General features: G+C 67.9%; 20 protein-coding genes. 5 read left to right on the forward strand and 15 right to left on the reverse strand.

The annotated features are described in order from the left end of the window. The first annotated feature begins 20 nt into the window (after positions 1-20). Positions 21-500 carry a hotdog fold domain-containing protein gene (locus ATCM_RS15025; RefSeq protein WP_132865287.1) on the forward strand — a complete coding sequence of 160 codons (480 nt, stop codon included), beginning with the start codon at positions 21-23 and terminating at the stop codon, positions 498-500. 6 nt (positions 501-506) lie between these two features. After that, complete coding sequence (locus tag ATCM_RS15030; protein ID WP_132865288.1) at positions 507-911, forward strand: hypothetical protein; 405 nt, start codon at positions 507-509, stop codon at positions 909-911. 29 nt (positions 912-940) lie between these two features. Here ATCM_RS15030 and ATCM_RS15035 read toward each other — a convergent pair whose 3' ends face one another. Further along, positions 941-1,288 (reverse strand): DUF1304 domain-containing protein, encoded by a 348-nt coding sequence (locus ATCM_RS15035; protein ID WP_132865289.1) that lies wholly within the window; start codon positions 1,286-1,288, stop codon positions 941-943. A 51-nt stretch (positions 1,289-1,339) separates the two neighbouring features. Next, positions 1,340-2,665, reverse strand: a complete 1,326-nt coding sequence (locus ATCM_RS15040) for an MFS transporter (protein WP_132865290.1) — start codon at positions 2,663-2,665, stop codon at positions 1,340-1,342. 165 nt (positions 2,666-2,830) lie between these two features. Between ATCM_RS15040 and ATCM_RS15045 the strand changes: the two genes are divergently transcribed. After that, positions 2,831-4,414, forward strand: coding sequence for a choline dehydrogenase (locus ATCM_RS15045; RefSeq protein WP_243694030.1), 1,584 nt, complete (start codon positions 2,831-2,833; stop codon positions 4,412-4,414). Between the two features lie 212 nt (positions 4,415-4,626). After that, on the forward strand, positions 4,627-6,039 hold the full coding sequence (locus tag ATCM_RS15050; protein WP_132865292.1) for a serine hydrolase domain-containing protein: 1,413 nt from the start codon (positions 4,627-4,629) through the stop codon (positions 6,037-6,039). A gap of 282 nt (positions 6,040-6,321) precedes the next feature. Here ATCM_RS15050 and ATCM_RS15055 read toward each other — a convergent pair whose 3' ends face one another. The 10 genes from ATCM_RS15055 to nudE form a co-directional block, all read right to left on the reverse strand. Further along, on the reverse strand, positions 6,322-6,825 hold the full coding sequence (locus tag ATCM_RS15055; protein WP_132865293.1) for a histidine biosynthesis protein HisIE: 504 nt from the start codon (positions 6,823-6,825) through the stop codon (positions 6,322-6,324). Between the two features lie 804 nt (positions 6,826-7,629). Beyond that, positions 7,630-8,025 carry a glycine cleavage system protein GcvH gene (gene gcvH / locus ATCM_RS15060; RefSeq protein WP_132865294.1) on the reverse strand — a complete coding sequence of 132 codons (396 nt, stop codon included), beginning with the start codon at positions 8,023-8,025 and terminating at the stop codon, positions 7,630-7,632. Between the two features lie 90 nt (positions 8,026-8,115). Beyond that, a complete protein-coding gene (gcvT, locus tag ATCM_RS15065) occupies positions 8,116-9,222 on the reverse strand; it encodes a glycine cleavage system aminomethyltransferase GcvT (RefSeq protein WP_132865295.1) in 1,107 nt (368 codons plus the stop codon). Between the two features lie 88 nt (positions 9,223-9,310). Continuing rightward, complete coding sequence (locus ATCM_RS15070) at positions 9,311-9,742, reverse strand: NfeD family protein (protein ID WP_132865296.1); 432 nt, start codon at positions 9,740-9,742, stop codon at positions 9,311-9,313. 3 nt (positions 9,743-9,745) lie between these two features. After that, positions 9,746-10,717 carry an SPFH domain-containing protein gene (locus ATCM_RS15075; protein ID WP_132865297.1) on the reverse strand — a complete coding sequence of 324 codons (972 nt, stop codon included), beginning with the start codon at positions 10,715-10,717 and terminating at the stop codon, positions 9,746-9,748. Positions 10,718-10,768: 51 nt separating this feature from the next. Continuing rightward, on the reverse strand, positions 10,769-11,071 hold the full coding sequence (locus ATCM_RS15080; protein WP_132865298.1) for a DUF962 domain-containing protein: 303 nt from the start codon (positions 11,069-11,071) through the stop codon (positions 10,769-10,771). Between the two features lie 38 nt (positions 11,072-11,109). Next, complete coding sequence (locus ATCM_RS15085) at positions 11,110-11,433, reverse strand: YnfA family protein (RefSeq protein WP_132865299.1); 324 nt, start codon at positions 11,431-11,433, stop codon at positions 11,110-11,112. Then, positions 11,430-12,248 carry a nucleoside triphosphate pyrophosphohydrolase gene (gene mazG / locus ATCM_RS15090; protein WP_132865300.1) on the reverse strand — a complete coding sequence of 273 codons (819 nt, stop codon included), beginning with the start codon at positions 12,246-12,248 and terminating at the stop codon, positions 11,430-11,432. Before mazG ends, ATCM_RS15085 begins: the two co-directional genes overlap by 4 nt. Positions 12,249-12,315: 67 nt before the next feature. Then, complete coding sequence (cysQ, locus tag ATCM_RS15095; protein WP_132865301.1) at positions 12,316-13,122, reverse strand: 3'(2'),5'-bisphosphate nucleotidase CysQ; 807 nt, start codon at positions 13,120-13,122, stop codon at positions 12,316-12,318. After that, positions 13,119-13,667, reverse strand: a complete 549-nt coding sequence (nudE, locus tag ATCM_RS15100) for an ADP compounds hydrolase NudE (protein WP_132865302.1) — start codon at positions 13,665-13,667, stop codon at positions 13,119-13,121. The genes cysQ and nudE overlap by 4 nt, the downstream gene beginning before the upstream one ends. Positions 13,668-13,791: 124 nt before the next feature. Between nudE and ATCM_RS15105 the strand changes: the two genes are divergently transcribed. Beyond that, positions 13,792-14,526, forward strand: a complete 735-nt coding sequence (locus tag ATCM_RS15105; protein WP_132865303.1) for a 16S rRNA (uracil(1498)-N(3))-methyltransferase — start codon at positions 13,792-13,794, stop codon at positions 14,524-14,526. A gap of 115 nt (positions 14,527-14,641) precedes the next feature. On the opposite strand, the gene ATCM_RS15110 is transcribed toward ATCM_RS15105, so the two are convergent. Genes ATCM_RS15110 through ATCM_RS15120 form a run of 3 tightly spaced genes read right to left on the reverse strand, consistent with a single transcriptional unit; the run spans position 14,642 to position 23,421 of the window. Then, complete coding sequence (locus ATCM_RS15110; protein ID WP_132865304.1) at positions 14,642-15,112, reverse strand: chemotaxis protein CheW; 471 nt, start codon at positions 15,110-15,112, stop codon at positions 14,642-14,644. Between the two features lie 25 nt (positions 15,113-15,137). Beyond that, positions 15,138-16,460, reverse strand: coding sequence for a chemotaxis protein CheB (locus ATCM_RS15115; RefSeq protein WP_132865305.1), 1,323 nt, complete (start codon positions 16,458-16,460; stop codon positions 15,138-15,140). Further along, on the reverse strand, positions 16,447-23,421 hold the full coding sequence (locus tag ATCM_RS15120; protein WP_132865306.1) for an Hpt domain-containing protein: 6,975 nt from the start codon (positions 23,419-23,421) through the stop codon (positions 16,447-16,449). Before ATCM_RS15120 ends, ATCM_RS15115 begins: the two co-directional genes overlap by 14 nt. Positions 23,422-23,435: the final 14 nt, after the last annotated feature.

The raw sequence follows: 23,435 nt of genomic DNA on the forward strand, positions 1-23,435 counted from the left end.
TTTCATATCAGGAAGCTCCCATGACCGCTTCGCTACTTTCGCTGTACCGCCGCTTCACCCGCTGGCCCGCCGGGCACTGGCTGTTCACGCGCGCGGTGTGCTTCAAGGCCCCCTACTTCGCCAGCATCTCTCCCACCATCACCGCGCTGGAGCCAGGCCGCTGCGAGGGTGTGATCCGCCAGCGCCGCCGCATCAGCAACCACATCGGCACCGTGCATGCGATCGCGATGTGCAACCTGGCCGAGCTGGTCGGCGGGGTGATGGTGGACGCCAGCCTGCCGGCGGACATGCGCTGGATCCCCAAGGGCATGGAGGTGAAGTACCAGGCCAAGGCCCTGGGCGTACTAAAGGCCGTGGCGACGCCCATGCTGCCCATCGTCAGCGCCACGGACGGCTACGACCTGCCGGTGAAGGTCAGCGTGACCGATGCGGCAGGGACCGAGGTGTTCCATGCGACCATCGCGATGTGGGTGTCGCCGCGCCCTCCCCGCACAGGCTGATCACCCATGACGACCGCCGAACTACTGGTGCGCCTGGCAGGCATTCACAGCCTGGGGTTTGCCGCCTTCCATCTGGCGTTCTGGCGGTTGTTCGGCTGGAAGCGCGAGCTCGCCCAGCTCAGCACCGCCAACCGCGCGATCATGCAGATCCTCAACCTGCGCGTGATCTACGTGTTCCTGGGAATGGGGGTGATCGCGCTGGCCTTTACCCCGGACCTGGTCGACACGCGCCTGGGGGTGGTCCTGCTGTGCTTCATGGCGGTGTTCTGGCTGGGCCGCGCGCTTGAACAGTTCGTCTTCCTGCGCATCAACGACTGGCGCGTGCACCTGCTGACCGGCCTGTTCGTGCTGGGCGCGGTGCTGCATGCCGTGCCGATGTGGCTGGGCTTCATGCGCGCTATCAGCCACTGAGCGGCTGCGCTTGCCAGCGTGCGCTGGCGTCAGAGCGCCCGCAACACCAGTGCGAGAATCGCCGGCACGGCCTGGATAGGGAAAATGCGCGGGCTGACGCTCCACGCGCCATAGGCACCGGCCACCACCACGCAGACCAACGAGAACGTCACCAGCACCGGTTGTCCCAGTGCCAGGCCGGCGATGATCCCGGCGGCGAGGAAGCCGTTGTACAAGCCCTGGTTGGCCGCCAGCACGCGGGTCGTCTCCGCCTTCTGCGGCGTGTTGCGGAATGTCTTGAGCCCAAGCGGGCGCGTCCACAGGAACATCTCCAGCACCAGGAAGTACACGTGCAGGAGTGCGACCAGCACGGTCAGCAGCAGCGCGAGCAGGGACATGGGCGTTGTTTCCTTCAGGCCAACACAGACAGGGGGGACACGCCGCCGCATTCAACGATCGCGCGGCAGCTTCTTTTCCTCGCGCAACACGCCCAGCGCCGACAGCGTCATCAATACTGCCACCAGCGTGCCGCCGGCGAACACCAGGTGCGAGCCGAACAGCGACAGTCCCTTGTGGACCCAGGCGAAGGTCAGGTCGGCGCCCCGGTAGACCACCGTGTCGATCGCCGCACCGGCCTTGTAGCGCCATTGCCGGTCCACGCGCGTATAGATCGTCTCGCGTGCCGGCTTGCCCAGCGAAAACTCGCTGGCGCGGGTCATCACCTGCACCACCGCCACCATCAGTGGCAATGGTGAAGCGGCCAGCACCGAGAAACCGATGATGATGGCAAAGCCCGGGATCAGCAGCGCCGGGGCAATGCCGAAGCGCGACAGCAGCCAGCGGGTGATACCCAATTGCACGATCAGGGTCAATGCGTTCACCGCCAGGTCGATCCGCGAATAGAACGCGGTGCTGGCGGCCGGATCGGTGATCATGCGCCGCGCGATGGACGCCTGTTCGTTGTACAGCATCGTGCCCACGCCCACGCCGAACACCACCATCAAGGCCAGCCAGCGCAGCAGCGGTTCGCGTGCGATCAGCTTCAGGCCATCGAGTACGCTGCCGCCCATGGGCTTCTCGCCATCGACCAGGCGTTGCTCGCGCTCGCGCTGCACCGCCCAGGGCCGCAACTGCCAGATGCACAGCACGCAGACCAGCAGGAAGCCGGCCGACACCAGCATCAGGTTGGCGATGCCCACCCGCTGCACCAGCGAACTGGTGATGATCGGGCCCAGGAAGGCACCGACCGTGCCCGCGGCGCCGATGTAGCCGTAGTAGGCGCGTGCCTGCGCGTTGGAGAACACGTCGGCCATGAAGCTCCAGAACACCGCCACCGCAAACAGGTTGAATACGGTGATCCAGAAGAAGAACGCCATGCCCCGCCCCGGCACACCGCTGTTGAACATCACGTAGAAGCCCAGCAGCGTGGCGATGAAGAAGCCATACACCGCCGGCAGGAACACCCGTCGCGGGAAGCGGCTGACCACCCAGCCATACAGCGGTTGCATCACCAGCATGATCAGGAACACGCAGGTGAAAAGGAACTGCAGGGTGAAGTCCTTCAGCGGCATGCCGTGCGCGTCGAACCAGGCAATCAGCGATGCCGGGAAGATCGTCTGCAGGTCGGCCGAGGCCGCCATGGCCTCACGCACCGGGCGCAGCACGTAGTAGCCGCTGAGCAGGCAGAAGAAATACAGGAACGACCACCACAGCGCCGGCGACTCGCGCAGTGCCTGGGTCAATCGCGACAGGGAGGCACGGCCGGCAATGCTCATGCAGCACCCCGAGCGCACAGGTGGCAATGGGACGACGGCATGGGTACTCCGGGGGATACGGTGTGCGTACGTTATCTAATGCACTGCAACATCGCCAGTGCGCCGGACGTGCTGCCAGACAGTTGTCGCAGGCCCTATCCTGCAACGCTCGAGCAGGGGAATACCGTGAAGGAATTCGACTACATCATCGTCGGTGCCGGCTCGGCCGGTTGCGTGCTGGCCAACCGGCTCAGCGCCGACCCGCAGCGGCGGGTGCTGCTGGTTGAAGCCGGCCCCCGTGACTGGAACCCATTGATCCACATGCCCGCCGGCATCGCGCGGCTGGTCCGCAACCGCCGGGTCAACTGGAGCTACGACACCGAGCCGGAGCCGGCCTTGAACCAGCGCCGCCTGTGGTGGCCACGCGGCAAGGTGCTGGGCGGTTCCAGTTCGATCAACGCCATGTGCTACGTGCGCGGCGTGCGCGGCGACTACGACCGCTGGGCACAGGCCGGCGCCACCGGCTGGGACTGGGACAGCGTGCTGCCCTGGTTCCGGCGCAGCGAGGGCAACCGCCGCGGTGCCGATGCCCTGCACGGTGCCGACGGCCCGCTGCAGGTGGCCGACCTGCGCCACGTCAACCCACTGAGCCATGCCTTCCTGCTGGCCGGGCAGCAGGCCGGCCATGCGCTCAACGAGGACTTCAATGGTCCTGACCAATTGGGGGTCGGCCTGTACCAGGTCACCCAGAAGGACGGTGCCCGTTGCTCCTCCGCCGCGGCCTACCTCACGCCCGTGCGCCAGCGCCCCAACCTGCAGGTGCTCACCGGTGCGCAGGTCGAGCGCGTGCAGATCGACGACGCCCGCGCGACCGGCGTGGTGCTGCGCGTCGGCGGGCAACGCCGGCACCTGCGCGCCAGCGGCGAGGTACTGCTCAGTGCCGGTGCGATCAACTCGCCGCAGTTGTTGATGCTGTCCGGCATCGGGCCGGCCGACCACCTGCGCGGCCACGGCATCGACGTGCACCTGGACCAGCCCGGCGTTGGCGCCAACCTGCAGGATCACCTGGACATCTGCACGCTCTACCGCACCGTGCCCGGCGTCAGCTACGACCGCGCCAGCGAACTGAAGATCGGCTTCGACTACTTCCTGCGCGGCCGGCGTGGCGCCGGCACCAGCAACGTGGCCGAGGCCGGCGGCTTCGTCCGCAGCCGCTACGCCCCCGACGAACGCGCCGACATCCAGTTCCACTTCGTCCCGGCGATGCTCGATGACCACGGCCGCCACCGCCTGCCCGGCGACGGCTACACCCTGCACGCCTGCTACCTGCATCCGCGCAGCCGCGGCCACATCGGCCTGGCCAGCAGCGACCCGCGTGCGCCGGCGCGCATCCACGCCAACTACTTGGGGGATGCCGGGGGCTTCGACCTGAAGATGATGATCGAGGCCGCACGACTGAGCCGGGACATCCTGCGCCAGCCCGCGTTCGATCGCTGGCGCAGGGCGCCGCTGTTCCCCGAGCGCGAGGACCTGGACGACGCCGGGCTGGAGGCCTTCATCCGTGCCAAGGCCGAAACCATCTATCACCCCATCGGCACCTGCCGGATGGGCAGCGACGCCACCGCCGTTGTCGATTCGCAGCTACGGGTACGCGGCATCGACGGGCTGCGGGTCATCGATGCCTCGGTCATGCCCACGCTGGTCAGCGGCAACACCAACGCCCCGACCATCATGATCGCCGAGCGCGCCGCTGCCCTGATCCGGGGCTGAGAGGCCATCGCTTCGTGGCAGGCATCACGCTTTGCAGCGCAGTCAGCTTTGCATGGCACCGGCGATCCAGCGGACGGTCCCGAACCCTGCTGCCGGCTTAAAGAAAAATCAGTGATTTCAACATGATGCCCATTCATCCTCTTCTTGTTTGTGCAATCAGGAAAAGCGGCGCTAGAATCGCTGGCAGCTGTAACCAACAGGCATCCATCACGATGAAAGAGAACAACAATCGCCGGCGTATCCGTCCGGTGGCATCGGGGTTGCTCGGGGTGTTGATGCCCTTCGCATTGTCTTCGACGGCACAGACGCCGACCCACGACAGCCTGCCCGCCGCGGCAGCGCCGGCCGCCCTGCCGGTGAACCTTGAGAACGCCCCCGCCCAATCGCCGACCCAGCCGATGCCCTATCGCGTCGCCCTGCGGCCGGACCAGGTGCAACCGTTGCCCGCCGATTTCAACGTCGCTGCCATCGAATCGCTGGCCGAGCAGTTGACCTACGGCAACCGCGTGCCGGGCATGGCGATGGCGATCGTGCAGGACGGCCGCATCCTGTCGGCGCGTGGCTACGGCGTCACCGACATCAGCAACCCGCAGCCGGTCGATGCGCACACCGTATTCCGCCTGGCCTCGCTGTCCAAGGCCTTCGCCGGCACCATGGCCGGCCTGCTGGTCAACGACGGCACGCTGCGCTGGGACAGCAAGGTCACCGATTACGTACCCGGCTTCCGCCTGTCCACGCCGGAGGCCACCAGCAAGCTCACCGTCGCCGACGTACTGAGCCACCGCGTGGGCCTGACCTACAACGCCTACGACCGCGACGTCGAAGCCAACACCGACTACTACACGCTGACCCAGAAGCTGGCCAACGCACCGCTGCGCTGCGAGCCGGGCGATTGCTATGCCTACCAGAACGTGGCCTTCAGCCTGGTCGGCGACGTGGTGTTCGCCGCCTCGGGCAACTTCTACGAGCAGGCGGTGGAGAAGCGCATCCTCAAGCCGCTGGGCATGAACGATGCCAGCCTGGGCCTGGCCGGCATCCAGGCCAGCTCACGCTGGGCGCGCCCGCACGTGCGCAGCCGGAATGGCTGGGTGTCGCTGAGCCCCAAGCCCACTTACTACCGCGTGGCTCCGGCAGCAGGCGTCAACGCCAGCGCCAGTGACATGGCGCAGTGGCTGCTGGCCCACACCGGCCACCGTCCGGACGTACTGCCGGCGCCGCTGCTGGCCACCCTGCATGCACCGCTGGTCAACACGCCCGGCGAGATGCGTTCGGGCTGGCGTCACCAGCGCCTGTCCTCGGCCGGCTATGCACTGGGTTGGCGCGTGTTCGACTACTCCGGGCACCAGGTGGTGTTCCATGCCGGTGCCGTGCAGGGCTATCGCGGACTGGTCGCGTTGCTGCCCGAGCGCGACCTGGGCATCGCCATCATGTGGAACGGCGAGAGCAGCCTGCCCAGCGGCATGATGCCGACCATCCTGGACCGTGCCATCGGCCTGCCGACACAGCGTTGGCTCGACGTGGACACCGACTTCGGCAGCGACAACCTGATGGCCGAGGACAGTGCCCCGGCACGCAGCGGCAAGAAGGGCGCCTCTTCCGAGCGCGCCAACGCCTCGCCACGCTGATCCCGACATTCGTGCAACACCCGAGGGCGGCCAATGGCCGCCCTTCTTCTTTCGCAAGTGCGGCATCGGCCACGAAGCCGGTACCACGGCGACCAATCCCGCAGTTGCCGGCAGTACATCCGTCACCCGCACAACGAGCGGCCACCGAATCGCGCCTACGCCCGGTTGGGTATCGGCTTCGCGGCTGAGGCCGCTCCTACGGGGTGGACGTCGCGCATAAAAAAACTCCCTCCCCGCTGGGCAGTCGGGGAAGGAGTCTCAGGTACAGCTACCGAGCTTGGATCAGATCAGCGGTGCCGGGGTTGCCGGCAGGGCGACCGGAGCGGCCTTCTTCTTGCGAGCGGCCGGCTTCTTCTTGGCAGCAACCTTCTTGGCAGCCGGCTTCTTGGCGGCGGCCTTCTTGACGGTCTTCTTCACGGCCTTCTTGGCGGTGGCCTTCTTGGCAACCTTCTTGACGGCCTTCTTGGCAGTTGCCTTCTTGGCAACCTTCTTCACCGCCTTCTTGGCGGCGGCCTTCTTGGCAACCTTCTTGACGGTCTTCTTGGCAGCAGCCTTCTTGGCAGTCTTCTTCACTGCCTTCTTGGCGGTTGCCTTCTTGGCGACCTTCTTCACTGCCTTCTTGGCGGTCTTCTTGACGGCCTTCTTGGCGGTGGCCTTCTTGGCGACCTTCTTCACTGCCTTCTTGGCGGTGGCCTTCTTGGCAACCTTCTTCACGGCAGCTTTCTTGGCGACTTTCTTCACCGCCTTCTTGGCGGCCGGCTTCTTAGCAGCTTTTTTCGTGGCCATTGTATGGCTCCTCGTCAGTGATCTATGGAATTGAAATGCCCAGTTGAAGCAAACCCGCGGTTGGATCCGCGGAGGACCGACGACGCGTCAGGCGCGTCGTGACGGATACAGAAACACCCGCAACGATTCCCGCCACGGGTGCCATGTCTTGTTCGGGGGGTGTTTCGCGGAAGGAAGCGAGTCCTGCTCCACCATCGAGAGAATCCTGGCGGACGTCCAAGTTGTGCTTCGCGTCTGAATGTTGATCCGGCTCACTCGCTTCCGCAGGAAAGGTCTGCTGGGCGAAACCTAATCACGGTTTTTTTTACTGTCAACTGTCTTTTCAAAAAATTTTCGGGGAGCACCCGCGCGCCCCCTCCGCCGCCACCGGCCTTCCGGCACCGCAGGCACCCGCCCATCGATCGCACCCAAGGCGGCCGCGAAAAACACGAATGCAAAAAACATCGGGAAAAACGCACTTTTCGTTTCACGCATGCGGCAACGCATGCATGCGTGCAGCATCGACGCCGACACCTTGCGGGGTGCCGGCGACGCTCGGCCGACACCCGCCCGGCAGCAAAAAAAAATTCAGCCGGTGGTGATCCTTTGTTCAGCGCGACGGACATTTTGCGCAGAATTTTTTGCACCCTTCGCCGCCTTGGCGGCAACCGTTCGCACCGTCGCACGCATGTGTTGATGCCGGTCGAGCATGTCGCCGTCCGGCGCCGAACACTTGCCCTGCGTCCACGTCATCACGCGGCGCTGACATCGGCGCAAACAAAAACGGCCGCCTCGCGGCGGCCGTCTCGTCGATGCGGAACGGACTCAGTGGTCCTCGTTCTCCAGCATCTCGGCGTAGTCGTCCGGACCGAGCAGGTCGTTCAACTGCTCCGGCTCGGACAGCTCGACGACGAACAGCCAGCCGTCGCCGTAGGCGTCTTCGTTGATGGTTTCCGGCTTGTCGGTCAGCGCTTCGTTGACCTCCACGACGGTACCGGACACCGGGCTGTAGACATCCGATGCCGCCTTGACCGATTCAACCACGGCGGCGCCGACGCCTACCTGCACGCTGTCGCCGACAGCCGGCAGCTCGACGTACACCAGGTCGCCCAGCAGGCCTTGGGCATGGTCGGAAATGCCGACGGTGACGCGGCCGTTACCTTCGGTACGGGCCCACTCGTGGGACTTGAGGAATTTGAGGTCGCCAGGGATCTCGCTCATGGAACTGCTCCGAAAAAAGCGGTGGTCGGGATGGAACACTAGTTTAACGAACCGGGCACGCGGTGGTGCCCGGTCCGGTCAGGCAAAAAATCAGAGGTTGATGCCGGCTTGCGCCTGGCCGTCGCGCACGAACGGGAACTTCACCACCCGCACCGGCACTTCCTTGCCACGGATGTCCACGCGCACCTCGCCCGGCACGCCGGCCGGCACGCGGGCGAAGGCGATCGCCTTGCCCAGCGTCGGCGAGAAGGTACCGGACAGGATCTCGCCCTCGCCATTGGCGGTGAGCACCTTCTGGCCATGGCGCAGCACGCCCTTCTCGTCCATCACCAGGCCGATCATCTGGCGCGCGTTGCCGGCGGCCTTCTGCGCCTCGAGCACCGGGCGGCCGATGAAGTCGCGGCCTTCGTCCAGGCTGACGGTCCAGGCCAGCGCCGCCTCGAACGGGCTGACGGTTTCGTCCATGTCCTGGCCATAGAGGTTCATGCCCGCTTCCAGGCGCAGCGTGTCACGCGCGCCCAGGCCGGCCGGCTTCACGCCGGCGGCCAGCAGCGCGTTCCAGAACGCGACGACCTGGTCCTGCGGCAACAGCACTTCGTAGCCGTCCTCGCCGGTGTAGCCGGTACGTGCGACGAACAGTTTCACGCCGGCGCTGGAGGTGACCTCCAGCGCGGCGAAACGTGCCAGCTTGTCCAGCGCGGCGCGGTCGGCCTCGGCCACCAGCCCGGCGACCAGCGCACGCGCCTGCGGCCCCTGCACGGCGACGATCGCCAGCTCTTCGCGCTCGACCACCTCCACGCCGAACGCGGCGGCCTGCTGGCGGATCCAGGCCAGGTCCTTCTCGCGGGTGGAGGCGTTGACCACCATGCGGAAGAAGTCCTCGCCCAGGAAGTAGACGATCAGGTCGTCGATCACCCCGCCCTGCGGGTTGAGCATGCAGGAGTACAGCGCCTTGCCGCTGACCTTGAGCTTGTCGATGGAGTTGGCCAGCAGGTGGCGCAGGAACTCACGAGTGCGCGCACCCTTCAGGTCGACCACGGTCATGTGGCTGACGTCGAACATGCCGGCCGCGGTGCGGACCAGGTGATGCTCATCGATCTGCGAGCCGTAGTGGATCGGCATGTCCCAGCCGCCGAAGTCGACCATCTTGGCGCCGAGCGAGCGGTGGGTGTCGTTGAGCTGGGTTTTCTGGGTCATGGCCGTTCCACGTAAAAGAGGTGCGGCATTATCCCAGATGGCACCATTTAAAACCTGCGGCACCGCCACACGACGGCACCGCCGGCACTCAGGCCGGCTGCACCTTCAGGGTCATGCCGTCCACCGCCACCACGCGCACGCGGCTGTCCACCGGCAGGTCCGGCCCGGCCACCACCCAAAGCGCATCGTCGACCTTGGCCCGCCCGCTGCCATCGACGATGGCCTGTTCGAGCACCACCACGCGCCCGACCAGCTGCTCGGCGCGGCGGTTGAGCAGTGGCTGGTCGCTCTGCCGAGCCGCCTTGCGGAACCAGGTGCGGTAGACCTGGATGGAGACGAAGCTCAGCACCACGAACAGCACCACCTGCAGCAGCAGGCTCATGCCATCGAACAGCCACACCAGCGCGAACACCACCGCCGCGGCGATGCCCATCCACAGCATGAATGCGCCGGGGAGCAACGCTTCGGCGGCGAACAGCACCACCGCCAGCGCCGCCCACGCAATGACCTCCCAGCGCATGGCTCAGCGCTCCAGCGGCGGCGGGTTGCCGCGTGCCGGTGCCGGCTTGCGCTCGTCCTGGCGGCCGAATGCCTCCCTGGCCAATTCAGCGACGCCGGCGATCGAACCGATCACGCCGGAGGCCTCCATCGGCATCAGCACCAGCTTCTGGTTCGGCGAGTTGGCCAGTTCGGCGAAGGCCTCCACGTACTTCTGCGCGACGAAGTAGTTGATCGCCTGCACGTTGCCGTTGGCGATGGCGTCGGACACCATCGTGGTCGCCTTGGCTTCGGCCTCGGCCAGGCGCTCGCGGGCCTCAGCATCACGGAAGGCGGCCTCCTTGCGGCCCTCGGCCTCCAGCACCGCGGCCTGCTTCTGGCCTTCGGCGCGCAGGATCTCCGACTGGCGGACGCCTTCGGCTTCCAGCACCGCGGCGCGCTTGTTCTGCTCGGCCATCTTCTGCTGCTGCATCGACTGCACCAGGTTCGTCGGCGGCTGGATGTCCTTGATCTCGATGCGGGTGACCTTCACGCCCCACGGGTTGGTGGCGTGGTCAACGACGTTGAGCAGCTTGGCGTTGATGGTCTCGCGCTGGCTCAGCGATTCGTCCAGGTCCATCGAACCGATCACGGTGCGGATGTTGGTCTGGACCAGGGCGATCATCGCCACTTCCAGGTTGGCCACTTCATAGGCCGCCTTGGCCGCGTCCAGCACCTGGAAGAACACCACCCCATCCACGCGCACGACCGCGTTGTCCTTGGTGATCACGTCCTGGCTGGGGACGTCCAGCACCTGCTCCATCATGTTGACCTTGCGCCCCACCCCGTACACCACCGGAAACAGGAAGTGCAGGCCGGGGGTCATCGTGTGGGTGTACCTGCCGAAGCGCTCGACCGTCCACTCGTAGCCCTGCGGCACCATGCGCACGGTCTTGAACAGGACGATGATGCCTGCCACCGCCACGACCAACGCGAGAAACCCTGCTCCGCCGCCCATTTGCCCTCTCCCGAGCCTGTGTGATGGGGCGAGTATAGCCAGCCCCGCCGGTTACAGCGGCAGGCGCCCGCGCAGGATGTCGGCGAACATCACCCAGTCGCCGGCGAAGGAATAGAACGGATGGCTGAAGGTGGCCGGGCGGTTCTTCTCGAAAAAGAAGTGCCCCACCCAGGCGAAGCCGTAACCGCACAGCAGCGCGGCCAGCAACCAGCCCCATTGCTGCTGCCACATGGCCAACGCCAGGCAGCCGAGCACGCCCCAGCTGCCGATGAAGTGCAGCCGGCGGCAGGTGCGGTTGCGGTGCTCCTGCAGGTAGTACGGGTAGAACTGACGGAAACTGCTGAAACGCGACATGGCCTGCTCCCGGGGTTCCCGCGCGCAGGATAGAACCTTCAGTCGGCGCGTGGCGCGAACATGATCACGGCCATGCCGAGCAGGCACAGGCCACCGCCCAGCAGGTCCCAGCGGCTCGGCCGCACTGCATCCACCAGCCACAGCCACAGCAGCGCCACGCACACATAGACGCCGCCGTAGGCCGCATAGACGCGCCCGCTGGCGGTGGGGTGCAAGGTCAGCAGCCAGGCAAACAGCGCCAGGCTCGCCGCCGCCGGCAGCAGCAGCCAGGGACTGCCCTGTTTGCGCAGCCACAACCACGGCAGGTAGCAGCCGACGATCTCGGCCACCGCGGTCAGCAGGAACAGCAACGCCGTCTTCATCGCGCCGCGCCCTTTTCCTCGTCCTTCACCTGCCGCCACAGTGCTTCCTGCTGCGCCAGGTCCAGGTCCTGCATGGCACCACCGCGTGCCCGCGCGTGTGCTTCCATCGCGCGGAAGCGGCGCTCGAACTTGAGGTTGGCCTGGCGCAACGCGGTGCCGACATCGACGCGCGCGTGCCGCGCGAGGTTGGCGCAGACGAACAGCACGTCGCCGATCTCCTCCTGCAGGCGCGCCTGGTTGGCATCGACCGGCCCGGCGGCGAATTCGGCCTGCACCTCATCCACCTCCTCGCGCAGCTTGTCCAGCACCGGCACCGGGTCGGGCCAGTCGAAGCCGGTGCGCGCGGCACGCGACTGCAGCTTGGTCGCCCGTTGCCATTCCGGCAGGCCACGCGAGATGCCGGCCAGCGCCGAATCATCGGTCTCGCCCCGGGCGGCACGCTCGGCGCGCTTGATCTGTTCCCAATTGGCACTGACATCGCCGGCACCGTCAACGCGGTCGTCGGCGAAGATGTGCGGATGGCGGCGGACCATCTTGTCGCTGATCGAGGCCACCACGTCACCGAAGTCGAACGCCCCCTGCTCGCTGGCCATCTGCGCGTGGAACACCACCTGCAGCAGCAGGTCGCCGAGTTCGTCCTTCAGGTCGTCCAGGTCGTTGCGATCGATCGCATCGGCCACCTCGTAGGCTTCCTCGACGGTGTACGGCGCGATGCTGGCGAAGTCCTGCTGCAGGTCCCACGGACAGCCGCCGTCCGGATCGCGCAGGCGCGCCATGATGTTCAACAGCATCTGGATGTCGTTGCGCCCGGACATGTCGGTGGTGCCCTCATCAACAAAGCGCCGGCTTCGGCCGGCGCGGATCAGCATGCAGGCAGCGGGCTCAGAGCCCGGCCACCCAGTCCTGCCACGGCAGCGAGGCATCCCCCAACGCGACGAAGTCACCATTGAGCAGACGCGGCCGCTGGTTGTACTGGAACGGTGCGCCGCTGTCGGCGGCCAGCAGCACGCCACCGGCGGCCTCCAGCACGCATTGCCCGGCGGCCGTGTCCCATTCACTGGTCGGTCCCAGCCGTGGGTACACGTCCAGCGTGCCCTCGGCGATGCGACAGAACTTCAGTGACGAGCCCTGCGCGACCATCTCGATCTCGCCCATGCGCTGCAGCAGCAACTCGGTACGGCCGCTGCGGTGCGAACGACTGGCGGCCACACGCAACGGCAGCGCCGGCGGCACGCGGGTGATGATCACCTCGTCCTGCCCGTTCTCCCGGCGATAGGCCCTGTCGCCACGCATTGCGTGCCATACCACGCCGGTCACCGGCGCCTGCACCACGCCGAACACCGCGTGGCCATCGACGATCAGCGCGATGTTCACGCTGAACTCGCCATTGCGCTTGATGAATTCGCGGGTGCCATCGAGCGGGTCGACCAGCCAGTAGCGCGACCACTGCCGACGGGTTTCCCACGGCAGCTGCGCCGACTCCTCGGACAGCACCGGGATGTCGGGCGTCAGTGCCGCCAGGCCGTCGACGATCAGCCGGTGTGCGGCCAAGTCGGCGGTGGTGACCGGGCTGTCATCGTCCTTGCGTTCGATATCGAAGCCATTGGCGTAGACCTGCATGATCGCCACGCCCGCACGCTGGGCAATGTCGATCACCGCCTCGCGCTGCAAACGGTCCAGCCCGCTCATGCCTGCTTCCCCAGCCACTCGCGGGCGATGAACAAGGCCGCCAGCGAACGGCCTTCGGAGAAGTCCTCGCGCAGCATCAGCTGGTCCAGCTCAGCCAGCTTCCACGGCACCACTTCCAGCTCCTCCGGCTCATCCCCGGCCAGCCGTTCCGGGTACAGGTCACGCGCCAGCACCAGCCAGGACGCGTGGCTCATGTAGGTCGGTGCCAATGTCATCGCACGCAGGACCTCGACCTTGCGCGCGCCGTAGCCGGCTTCTTCCTTCAGCTCGCGGTCGGCGGCCTGTTCAGGGGTTTCGCCGGCATCGATGCGGCCCTTGACCAAGCCCAGTTCGTAGCGGTGCAGGCCGGCGGCGTACTCGCGCACCAGCAGCACGGTCTCGGCGTCCAGCATCGGCACCACCACCACCGCGCCATGCCCACGGCTCACCAGCCGCTGGAAGTGGCGGCGTTCACCGTTGGAAAACTCCAGGTCCAGCTGTTCCTGGCGGAACGGACCAATGTCCTGCTCGACCACCTTGTGGATCTGCGGCAACCGGCGGCTCATGCGTGGGCCCCGGCACGAATGCGGAGGATCGATAGAATGCGCATTGGCAGATACGTTCTCATGAGCCTGAAATGCTAGCAGACCCGGCCCCTTTCCCGCCGACCCGCCATTGCGAGGTCCCCCGATGCGCCTGACCCGTTGCCCCGTCGACCTGCCACTGCAGGTGGGCCAGACCCTGTCGCTGCCCGAAGAGGCCGCCAATCACCTGGTGCGGGTGATGCGCCTGCGCGAAGGCGAAGGCTGCGTGCTGTTCAACGGTGACGGCCACGATTACGCCGCCACGGTCAGCAGCATCGGCAAGCGCGAGGTGCAGGTGCATGTCGACCGCTCCGACGCACTGGACAACGAATCGCCGCTGACGATCACCCTGCTGCAGGGCATCGCGCGCGGCGAGAAGATGGACCTGATCCTGCAGAAGGCCACCGAACTGGGCGTGAGCCGGATCCTGCCGGTCAATGCCGAGCGCACCGAGGTGAAGCTGGATGCGGCGCGCGCCGAGAAACGGCTGGCGCACTGGCGCAGCGTGGTTGGCTCGGCCTGCGGGCAATCCGGGCGCGCACGGATTCCCCGGATCGACGCACCGCTGTCATTGGCCGCCGCGGCCGCGGCCTTGCCGCTCCAGACCCTGCGACTGACGTTGGACCCGCAGGGCGAGCATCGCCTTGCCACGCTGGAGGCGGCACCGGCCAATGGCGTGGTGATCGCGATCGGTCCGGAAGGCGGCTGGTCGCCCCGTGACCGCCAGCAACTGGCCGATGCCGGCTTCCAGGGCCTGCAGCTCGGCCCGCGCATCCTGCGCACCGAAACCGCGGGGCTGGCGGCCATCGCCGCATTGCAGGCGAAGCTGGGCGATCTCTGAGCGTTGCCGGGTGCACGCAGGAGTGGCCCGGCAGGCGGTCGCGGCCGCACAGGCTGGTGACAGATAAAAAAAAAAGCCGCGCGAGTGCGCGGCTTTTCCTGTCCCGGCGCTGGGCTCAGGCGGCTGCCAGCGCCGCGGTCACCGCGCTTTCGATGGCATCCAGGTCCGGCAGCAGGGCACTCTGCTCGCCCAGCAGCACGCGCATGTGCACCACGCCCGGCAGGCTTTCTTCCGATGCGTCGGCCAGCAGGCCATCGCGGGGCACCGCGATCAGCTGCGGGAAGGACTGGGTCAGCAGCGCGAAGTACGGCAGCTCCGGGTTTCCACCCAGGGCCTTGAGCACCACCACCTTGTTGTTGCCGCTGACCGGCTCGCCGCCCTGCCCGCTCAGGCCGGCATAGGACAGCAGCGGGACGCTCCAGCCGTGCCAGGCGATCTGGCCGACCAGCCAGGCCGGGGCATTGCCGATCGGCTCGACCGGCACACGCGACATCATTTCCGCGACCGTGGCATTGGGCAACAGCACGCGCTCGTTGCCGGCCTGGATCAGGACCCCACGTACTTCGTCGTTGTTTGCGTAGCTCATCGTCGATTCCTTGGTTGCGCCGGCATCAGCCGGCGCAATGCGTTGCCAGTTCGGCTGCCAGATACTCCGGGTCGCCCGCCGGCTTGCCGGCAACCGCCAGCTGACTGGCCGCCGCCGGGTCGTAGCAGCCTTCACCGATCTGGCCCGCGACCCAGCCACCGCGTTCGGCGAACGCCAGCACCGGTTCGACCAGGCCGACATCGGCGCCACTGAGCAGCATCACCGCGCTGCGCACCGGGTCCAATGCCTCCAGCAGGTCACCCTGCCCGTCGCCAAAGCGCAAGCCGCCCTCGGACGACAGGCTGGTGGCATCCGGCAGGATGTAGACATTGCCGCCGGCCAGGCTGACGCCCGGTTCGGCAAGGCTCACCGGCAAGCTGGTCGCACGCGACATCTGCTTGACCAGGTTGGCGTACCGGCCACCGTCCAGGCGCAACTGCACCAGCACCGGGCGCGCGAAATCTTCCGGCAGGCCGGCCAGCACGCGGCGCACCGCGTCCGGGCCGCCGATGCCGGCGAACAGCAGCACCGCTCCGCCATCGGCACCTTCTTCCTCGATGTCGACCAGCGACAGCGAGGTGTTCAGCAGGCTGGCAAGCGCGGGCGGTGGCGGGGCCTCCGGCGCCGCCGCAACCTCCTGGTAACCCTCTTCCTCGACCAGCGACCACTTGCTGAAGTCCATGACCGGTGCGGTGGTCTCCGCCGCCGGCACCTGCACGGCCGGTTCGGTCCCGGCCGGTTCCGGCAGCGGCGGCGGCAGCACCGGCGACTCGGCCGCCGGCGTTGCGATCAGTTCCTCGAAGGAAAGCACCTGCGGACGCTCTTCGGGCACGACCGGCGGCACGTACAGCGCGTCGGCCGGCACGTCCACCGACTCGACGAATGCCTCGTCGAGGTGGAACTGCAACGGCGCATCGACATGGCGATCGGCCGGACGTTCCGGCAGCCCCGGCTCGAGCGCGGCGGCCGGCTCGGCGGCCTCGTCCTCCTGCCCGGGGGGCAGCACGTTGCCATGTCCCTGCAGCTTGGCCGCCAGGTGGCGAATCCAGCGCTGCGCCTCCCAGCCCTCGCGACGCGCGGCCAGTTCGGCTTCCTCGAACATCAGGGTCAGGTGCGGGGCTTCGAGCAGCGGCCCCAGGCGCTCCAGGGCGTCCTCAACCGCCGGCTCCAACGCCACCAGCACCACCTGCGGCGCAGCCGCTTCCAGGGCGGCACCGTCGAGCTGGTTGGGATCCTCCTCCAGCACGACGTGGCCACCGGCGGCGGCGATTGCCTCACGCAGGCGTTCGCGTGCCGCACCGGCACGGGCCAGCAGGGCTACCGGCTTGGTGGTGTCATTCGCGTACACGTGCGATCCCCAGCAGGTCGTAGACATTGCGCATCAGGTCCAGCTCCTGGTACGGCTTGCCCAGGTAACGCTGCACGCCGATCTCGAACGCACGCTGGCGATGCTTGTCACCGCTGCGCGAGGTGATCATCACGATCGGCACGTCCTTGTAGCGCGGGTCGGCGCGCATGGCGGTGGCCAGCTCGTAGCCGTCCATGCGCGGCATCTCGATGTCCAGCAGCATCAGGTCGGGCACGCGCTCTTCCAGCAGCTCCAGCGCCTCGACGCCGTCGCGTGCGGCGGCGACCTCGAAGTTGTGGCGCTCCAGCACGCGGCCGGTGACCTTGCGCATGGTCAGCGAATCGTCGACCACCATCACCAGCGGCGCATGACGCTGGCTGGTGACCACGGTCGCCTCCACCGCCTGCTGCGGCTGGGCCAGGTGGCGACGCACCAGCGGCGCGACGTCCAGGATCACCACCACGTTGCCTTCGCCGGTGATGGTGGCGCCGTAGATGCCCGGTACCGAGGCGATCTGCAGGCCCACCGGCTTGACCACGATTTCGCGGTTGCCCAGCACCTGGTCGATCGCCACCGCCGCGCGCAGGTCGCCCGAGCGCACCAGCAGCAACGGGATCTCGTTCTGGCCTTCGGCCTTGGCCGCGGCCTGGCCGACCAGGGTGCCCAGGTTGTACAGGGTGAAGTCTTCGCCGTTGTAGTGGTAACCGCTCTGCCCGGATTCGAAGCGCTCGCGGAAAATGCGGCCTATACCGCTGACCGATGCCACCGGCACCGCGTAAGTGGTCTCGCCGATGCGGACGAACACCGCCTGGGTGACCGCCAGCGTCTGCGGCAGGCGCAGGGTGAAGGTGGCGCCGTGGCCACGCTCGGAATGGATGTCCACCGAGCCGCCGAGCTGGCGTACTTCGTTGCGCACCACGTCCATGCCCACGCCACGGCCGGCCAGCTGGCTGACCTGCTCGCTGGTGCTGAAGCCCGAGGCGAAGATCATCTGGTCCAGCTGGCTGTCGTCGATCTGCTCGTCGGCGCCCAGCAGGCCACGCTGCTCGGCGCGACGGCGGATCGCCGCGCGGTCCAGGCCGGCGCCGTCATCGGCCACTTCCAGCACGATTTCCGACCCTTCGCGGCGCAGGCGCAGGGCAATCTCGCCTTCCTCGGCCTTGCCGGCCCGGGCACGTGCGGCCGGTTCTTCCAGGCCATGTGCGACCGAGTTGCGCAGCATATGCTCCAGCGGCGCGACCATGCGGTCGAGCACGTTGCGGTCCAGTTCGCCGTGCGTGCCTTCCAGCTTCAGGTGCACCTGCTTGCCGGTGTCGTGCGCGGCCTGGCGGACCACGCGACGCAGGCGCGGCACCAGTCCGTCGAACGGCACCATGCGCGCACGCATCAGGCCGTCCTGCAGTTCCGAGCTCACGCGTGACTGCTGCTGCAGCAGCGTGTCGTAGTTGCGCGACAGCTCGTCGAGCACGCCCTGCAGGCCGCCCAAGTCGGCCGCCGATTCGTTCAGCGCACGGCTGAGCTGCTGCAGCGTCGAGAAACGGTCCAGTTCCAGCGGGTCGAAGGTCTGGTCGGCCTGTTCGTGCTCGCGGCGATAGCGGGCGACGATCTGGGCTTCGGTTTCCAGGTCCAGGCGGCGCAGCTGGTCGCGCAGACGCGCGTTGGTGCGGTCCAGTTCGGCCATGGCGCCACGGAAGGCACCGAGCTGCTGCTCCAGGCGCGAGCGGTAGATCGCCACTTCACCGGCGTGGTTGACCAGGCTGTCGAGCAGGTCCGCGCGCACGCGCACCTGTTCCTGGCCACGCGGGGCACCGTCTTCCTCGGCGGCCTGCTCGTCGATCACCGGTGCCGACAACGGCACCGCGGCTGCCAGCGGCTGCGGCTGCACCTCGTCCGTCACCGGCATCGGGGCAGACGCGTCCAGCGCCGGTGCCTCGACCGGTGCTGGTGCCGCTTCGGCGCGGCCATCGGTACGGGCTTCGAACGCGCCGATCAGGTCCAGCGGCATCTGCACCGCGTGGTGGTCACCGGTATGCACCAGCAGCTGGTGCAGGCGGTCGAAGCCCCGCTCCAGCAGCGTGACGTCGTCGCGGGTCATCTCGGTGCGGTTGGCCGCCACCGCTTCCAGCAGCGATTCGATGCCGTGGCCAAGGTCGCCAATGGCATTGATGCCGGCCATGCGCGCACCACCCTTGAGGGTGTGCAGGTCACGCTGCAGGCCCGCCAGTGCTTCGCGGTCCTCCGGCGTCGAGCGCAGCTCGTGCAGCAGGCCATCGCAGTGGTCGAGCAGGTCCTTGCCTTCCTCGACGAAGATGTCGACCAGCTCGCGGTCCAGCTCGTTGAAGTCCAGCGGGCCGACCACCAGTTCGGCCAGCACCGGCTCGGACACCACCACCCGCTGGTCTTCCGGCAACGGGGCGGTCAGTGGTGCCAGTTCGATCCTGGCAGCCATGCCCGGCACATCGACCGGCACGTCGGCAACCGGTTCAGCCGGCGCCGTGATTTCGTCGCCCTGCCCGGCCACATCGGCAGCCGGCGTGTCGATCCCTTCCGCATCCACGACCGGGTCGATTGCGACCTCGGCGCCTGCGGTGGCGGCGGCGTCACGTTCCACGACGACGGCAACCGGCACGTCGACCGCGGCGTCTTCCAGCACCGCTGCGACTGCGGCTTCGGCCGCTGCGTCTTCCAGCGGCGCGTCTTCGGCGACGTCACGGGTGTCTTCCAGCCACATTTCGCTGGGCGCGGACACATCGGCATCCTCGACAGCGGCCGTCGCTTCGTCCACGGCGGCATCCGTCGCTGCGACGTCGGAGGCAGTTTCCGCGACGTCGACGACAACCGCTTCCGGCAGTGCATCCACGTCGTTCCCGACCGCGACAGCACCTTCGGCATCGACATCGTGCAGGGCAGCTTCCGAAGCCGGCACCGTTTCGCTATCAGCCAGCGGCGCGAGCTCGGCAGACAGGTCCTCGACCTCGTCCACCTGCGCCGCAATCTCCGACACCTGCATGTCGGCGTCGGCATCGGTATCGGCATCGGCAACAAGGTCGGCGTCCTGCACCGACGGCGCTTCGACTTCACTCGGCGCGGCCACCTCGGCCTCGTCGGACACGGACGGTTCCAGCGCGTTCGCCTCGCGGGCCGGAACGACCTCCTCGGCTGGCGTGTCCTTGCGGAACGCCGCGGCCGCGACGCCCGCGACCGCGGCGCCGGCCGTCGCCAGCCAGGCGAACGGTGACGATGTCCCCGAAGCCGCCGGGGACTCAACCGCTTCCTGCGCGGACGGCGCTTCGGCCGCTTCTGCGGGTGCCTGGCGGACGTCGTCGGCGAAGGCAACCGGTGCCTCATCGATCGGTGCCCGCTGTGCGGCTTCATCCACGTCGGCGTGGGAATCCTGCTGCGCGGTATCGGCTGCATCGACAACATTCAACGCGGCGGCAACCGCGTCCGTCGTGGTCGTCGGCTCGACGGCCATCTCCGCTTCGGCGGACGACAGGTCCACAGGCGATTCGATGGCCTGTCCGGCATCCGTCTGCACATCCTGCACCGGCACGGCGCCCGGCGTGCCTTCCAGCAGCGATGCATCCAGGTACGCCGACAGGTCTTCGGCCATGGACAGTTCCGGGGCGGACGGCTCCGCCGCGCCGGTTTCCTCGACGGCTGCGGGGTCGGCGTCGTCCAGCGACAACTCGTCCTCGGCCGGCATCGGCGGCCACTTGGCATCCGGCAATGCATCGACCAGCTCCTGCAGGCGTTCGGCCACACCCGGGAATGCCGGGATGCGGGGCGCCGGGTCGCGCAGTGCGTTGATGGTGGTGTCGATGGCCGCTGCCATCTGCGACAGCGCCTGTACACCGACCGCGCCCGGCACGATGCCGGCCGCCAGCGAGCGCTTGACGAAGGATTCGGCCGGCGAGGTGATGCTGGTGATCACCGGCACGTCGGTCATCGCGAACGCACCGCTCATGGTGTGCACGGCGCGCAACAGGTCTTCGTTGACCGGCTGCGGTGCCGCGTTCGACTGGGCCAACCAGCGATTGACCGTTTCCAGGTGCACGCTGACCTCGGCTTCGAGGATCTCGCGCAGCACGCTGTCCACCGAGGCCGGGGTGCCTTCCGCCTCGACGGCGGCCACCGCCATCGGCTCGGCCACGATCGCCTCGGCGACCGGCGCGGGTGCCGGAGCAGGCGCAGCACTCGGCGTCTGGTAGAACGCTTCCTCGCCCGCGGCGACGCGGTCGGCCACATCCTGCATGCCCAGCAGGTCCGAATGCAGGCTGCCGGCGCCGCGCAGCGCGGCATTGAGCTCCGGCAGCACGTCATAGGCCTGGTTGACCATGGCGACCACGGCCGGGCTGGCCGGGCGACTGCCGTCCAGCACGCGGTTGAGCATGCCTTCGATCTTCCAGCTGAACTCGCCCAGGGTGCGTGCGCCAACCAGGCGACCACTGCCCTTGAGGGTATGGAATACGCGGCGCACCGGGCGCAGGCGCTCCATGTTGCCCGGCGCGGCGCGCCAGGCCGTCAACAGGTGCCCCAGGTTGACCAGTTCTTCGTCGAACTCCTCGATGAAGACATCGCGGATGTCCTGGTCGATGTCATCACCACCATCGATGAACCCGCCATCGAGCGTGGCGAACGACACCGGTGCACGCGCGGCAGGTGCGGCGGCCGCGGCCTCCACCAGCTCCGGCACGCGTGCCGGTTCCGGCGCGGCCGGGCGTGCGAACGGATCGAACGCGTCGGCGGCGGCGTTGAGCTCGGCCATGAAGGCGGCAGCCTCGGCATCGGCCACTTCCACCGCTTCGGGCACCTGTTGGGCGACCACGACCGGTGGCTCCTCGGCCGGTGCCACCGGTGCGGCGGCATGGACGGCTTCGGTCGGTTGCTGCGCGAGCGGCGCTTCCTCCAGTTGCCAGTCAGCCGGTGCGTTGATCGCGGCGGGTTCGGCGGGTTCGGCGGGTTCGGCGGGTTCGGCGGGTTCGGCGGGTTCGGCGGGCGACGCTGCTTGCAGCGTGACTGCCTCGTCCAGCTCCGGCGCGAAGAAACCGTCGGCAACGGTCACGTCCTGTACCGCAACCGGCTCGACGCGCGCAGACGCATCGTCCAACTCCAGCAGGCTGCTGTCGAAGGTGAAGACCGTCGATGCCGCGCCCTCCGGCACGACCTCCTCGGAGGCCACCGGGTCGAAGGCCTGGAAAGCGGTGGGTGCGATGTCCGTGGCCGGTGCATCGTCACGCTCTTCCAGCACGATCGGCGCCACGACATCGTCGTTGCCCACCGGCTGCGTGTATTCGGCCGCGACCGGGTCGAACACCGACGCATCCGCGGTGACAGCCGGTTCGGCCGGCACCTCGAACGGCCCGGCGACATTCGGCACCGGCGGCAGTTCGTTCAAGGTTGGCTTGGCATGGATGGCCGCGCCGAACAGCAATGGATAGGCCGGCGTTGGCGTGGCAGCGGCAGGCGCGATCTCCGGCAGCGGCGGCGGAACCACCGCGGCAACCGGCTCCTGAACCAGGGGCTCGGCCTGCGGAGCGGCTTCCTCGACGATGACCGGCGTTTCCTGCACCGGCTCCAGATCCCACCGCGGCGGCTCGACCGGCGGCTCGGCCGCTACCGGGGCCTCGACGAGCGCAACCGGGGCAGCTTCCGCCACGGCAGGTGCGTCCATCGTGACGGCGGCGGCCATGCCAGCTGGCGCGTCGACGGTCAATGCCGGGATCGGCCAGTAATGCAGTGCTTCCAGGCTGCTGCGGGTGATGTCGAGGATGTCCTCGCGGCCCGAGCGGCGGTCACGCAGCGCTTCGAGGTAGTACTCCAGGCTGGCCATGGCGTCGGCCAGGGTATCCAGCTGGCGGCCACCGGGAATGCGGCGGCGCCCGATCAGTTCGGATTCGATGTACTGGCGCACGGCCAGCAGGTAGTCGGCCGGCTGCGGCAGTTCCAGCATGCGCAGCGCGCCGGCGACCTCGCCGAGCAGGCGCGGCACTTCGGCCAGGCGCTCGTGGTCCCAGTTGGTCTCGATGAAGGCGACGAACGATTCCCGCGCGGCGGTGAAGTTGGCGATGGCTTCGTGCGCCAGCACCTCCACCGTGCGCCGGGTTTCCACCGCGGCCGCGTCGTCCTCGCCTTCGGCATTCGCGCCGAGGTGGGCGACCTGGTCGTCCAGCGAGGCGTCCACGTACAGCAGCGAGCCGGCGATATCCAGCAACAGGTTGTCGTCGATGCCACGGTTGCCGGCGACCACCTCGGCCAGCGCGTCGCGCTGCTTGGCGACGATGCCGCGGGCAACGCCCAGGCCCATCACGCCCAGCGTGTCGGACACCGCGCGCAGTTCGTCGACCTGGGTCTGCAGGTCGGCCGCGTTGCCACCGGTGCGCACGTGCAGGTCCAGCGCATCCTTGATGCGCATCAGGTCTTCCTTGACCGCGTTGCCGACCGTGTCGAGCAGTTCGCGGTTGCGGCCACGCAGGCTGCCGCGGGCATGTTCCAGTTCGGCCGGGCTGGCGTCGCTGGCATCGGGGTTGAACGCGAACAGCACGCTCTCGTTGATGCCCTCGGCACCACGCGCGGCGCGGATCTCGTTGAGCAGCGGCAGCAGCACGATCGGGATGTCGCGGTGGCCGTTCTGCAGGCGCTCCAGGTAGTCCGGCAACAGCACGGTGCCGCGCATCAGCGTGGCGCAGGCTTCCTCGCGCTCGGGCACGGCGCCGTCGCGCACTGCGTTGGCCAGCAGCTCCAGCTCCTCGGCCACCATCGCCGGGGCGTACAGCTCGACCATGCGCAGCGTGCCCTGCACCTGGTGCAGGTAGCCGGCGCAGAAACGCATGCGGCTGGTGTCGCTGGGGTCTTCAACGAACTGCTCGACCTCGTTGCGCACCTGGCGCAGGGTCTCGTCCAGCTCCGGCTTGACCCAGCCCAGCGCCGCGTGGCTCATGGCATCGCGCAAGGTACTCATCGCACTCCCCTGTA

The sequence above is a fragment of the Stenotrophomonas sp. ATCM1_4 genome (assembly GCF_004348115.1).
Taxonomy (GTDB): Bacteria; Pseudomonadota; Gammaproteobacteria; order Xanthomonadales; family Xanthomonadaceae; genus Stenotrophomonas; species Stenotrophomonas capsici.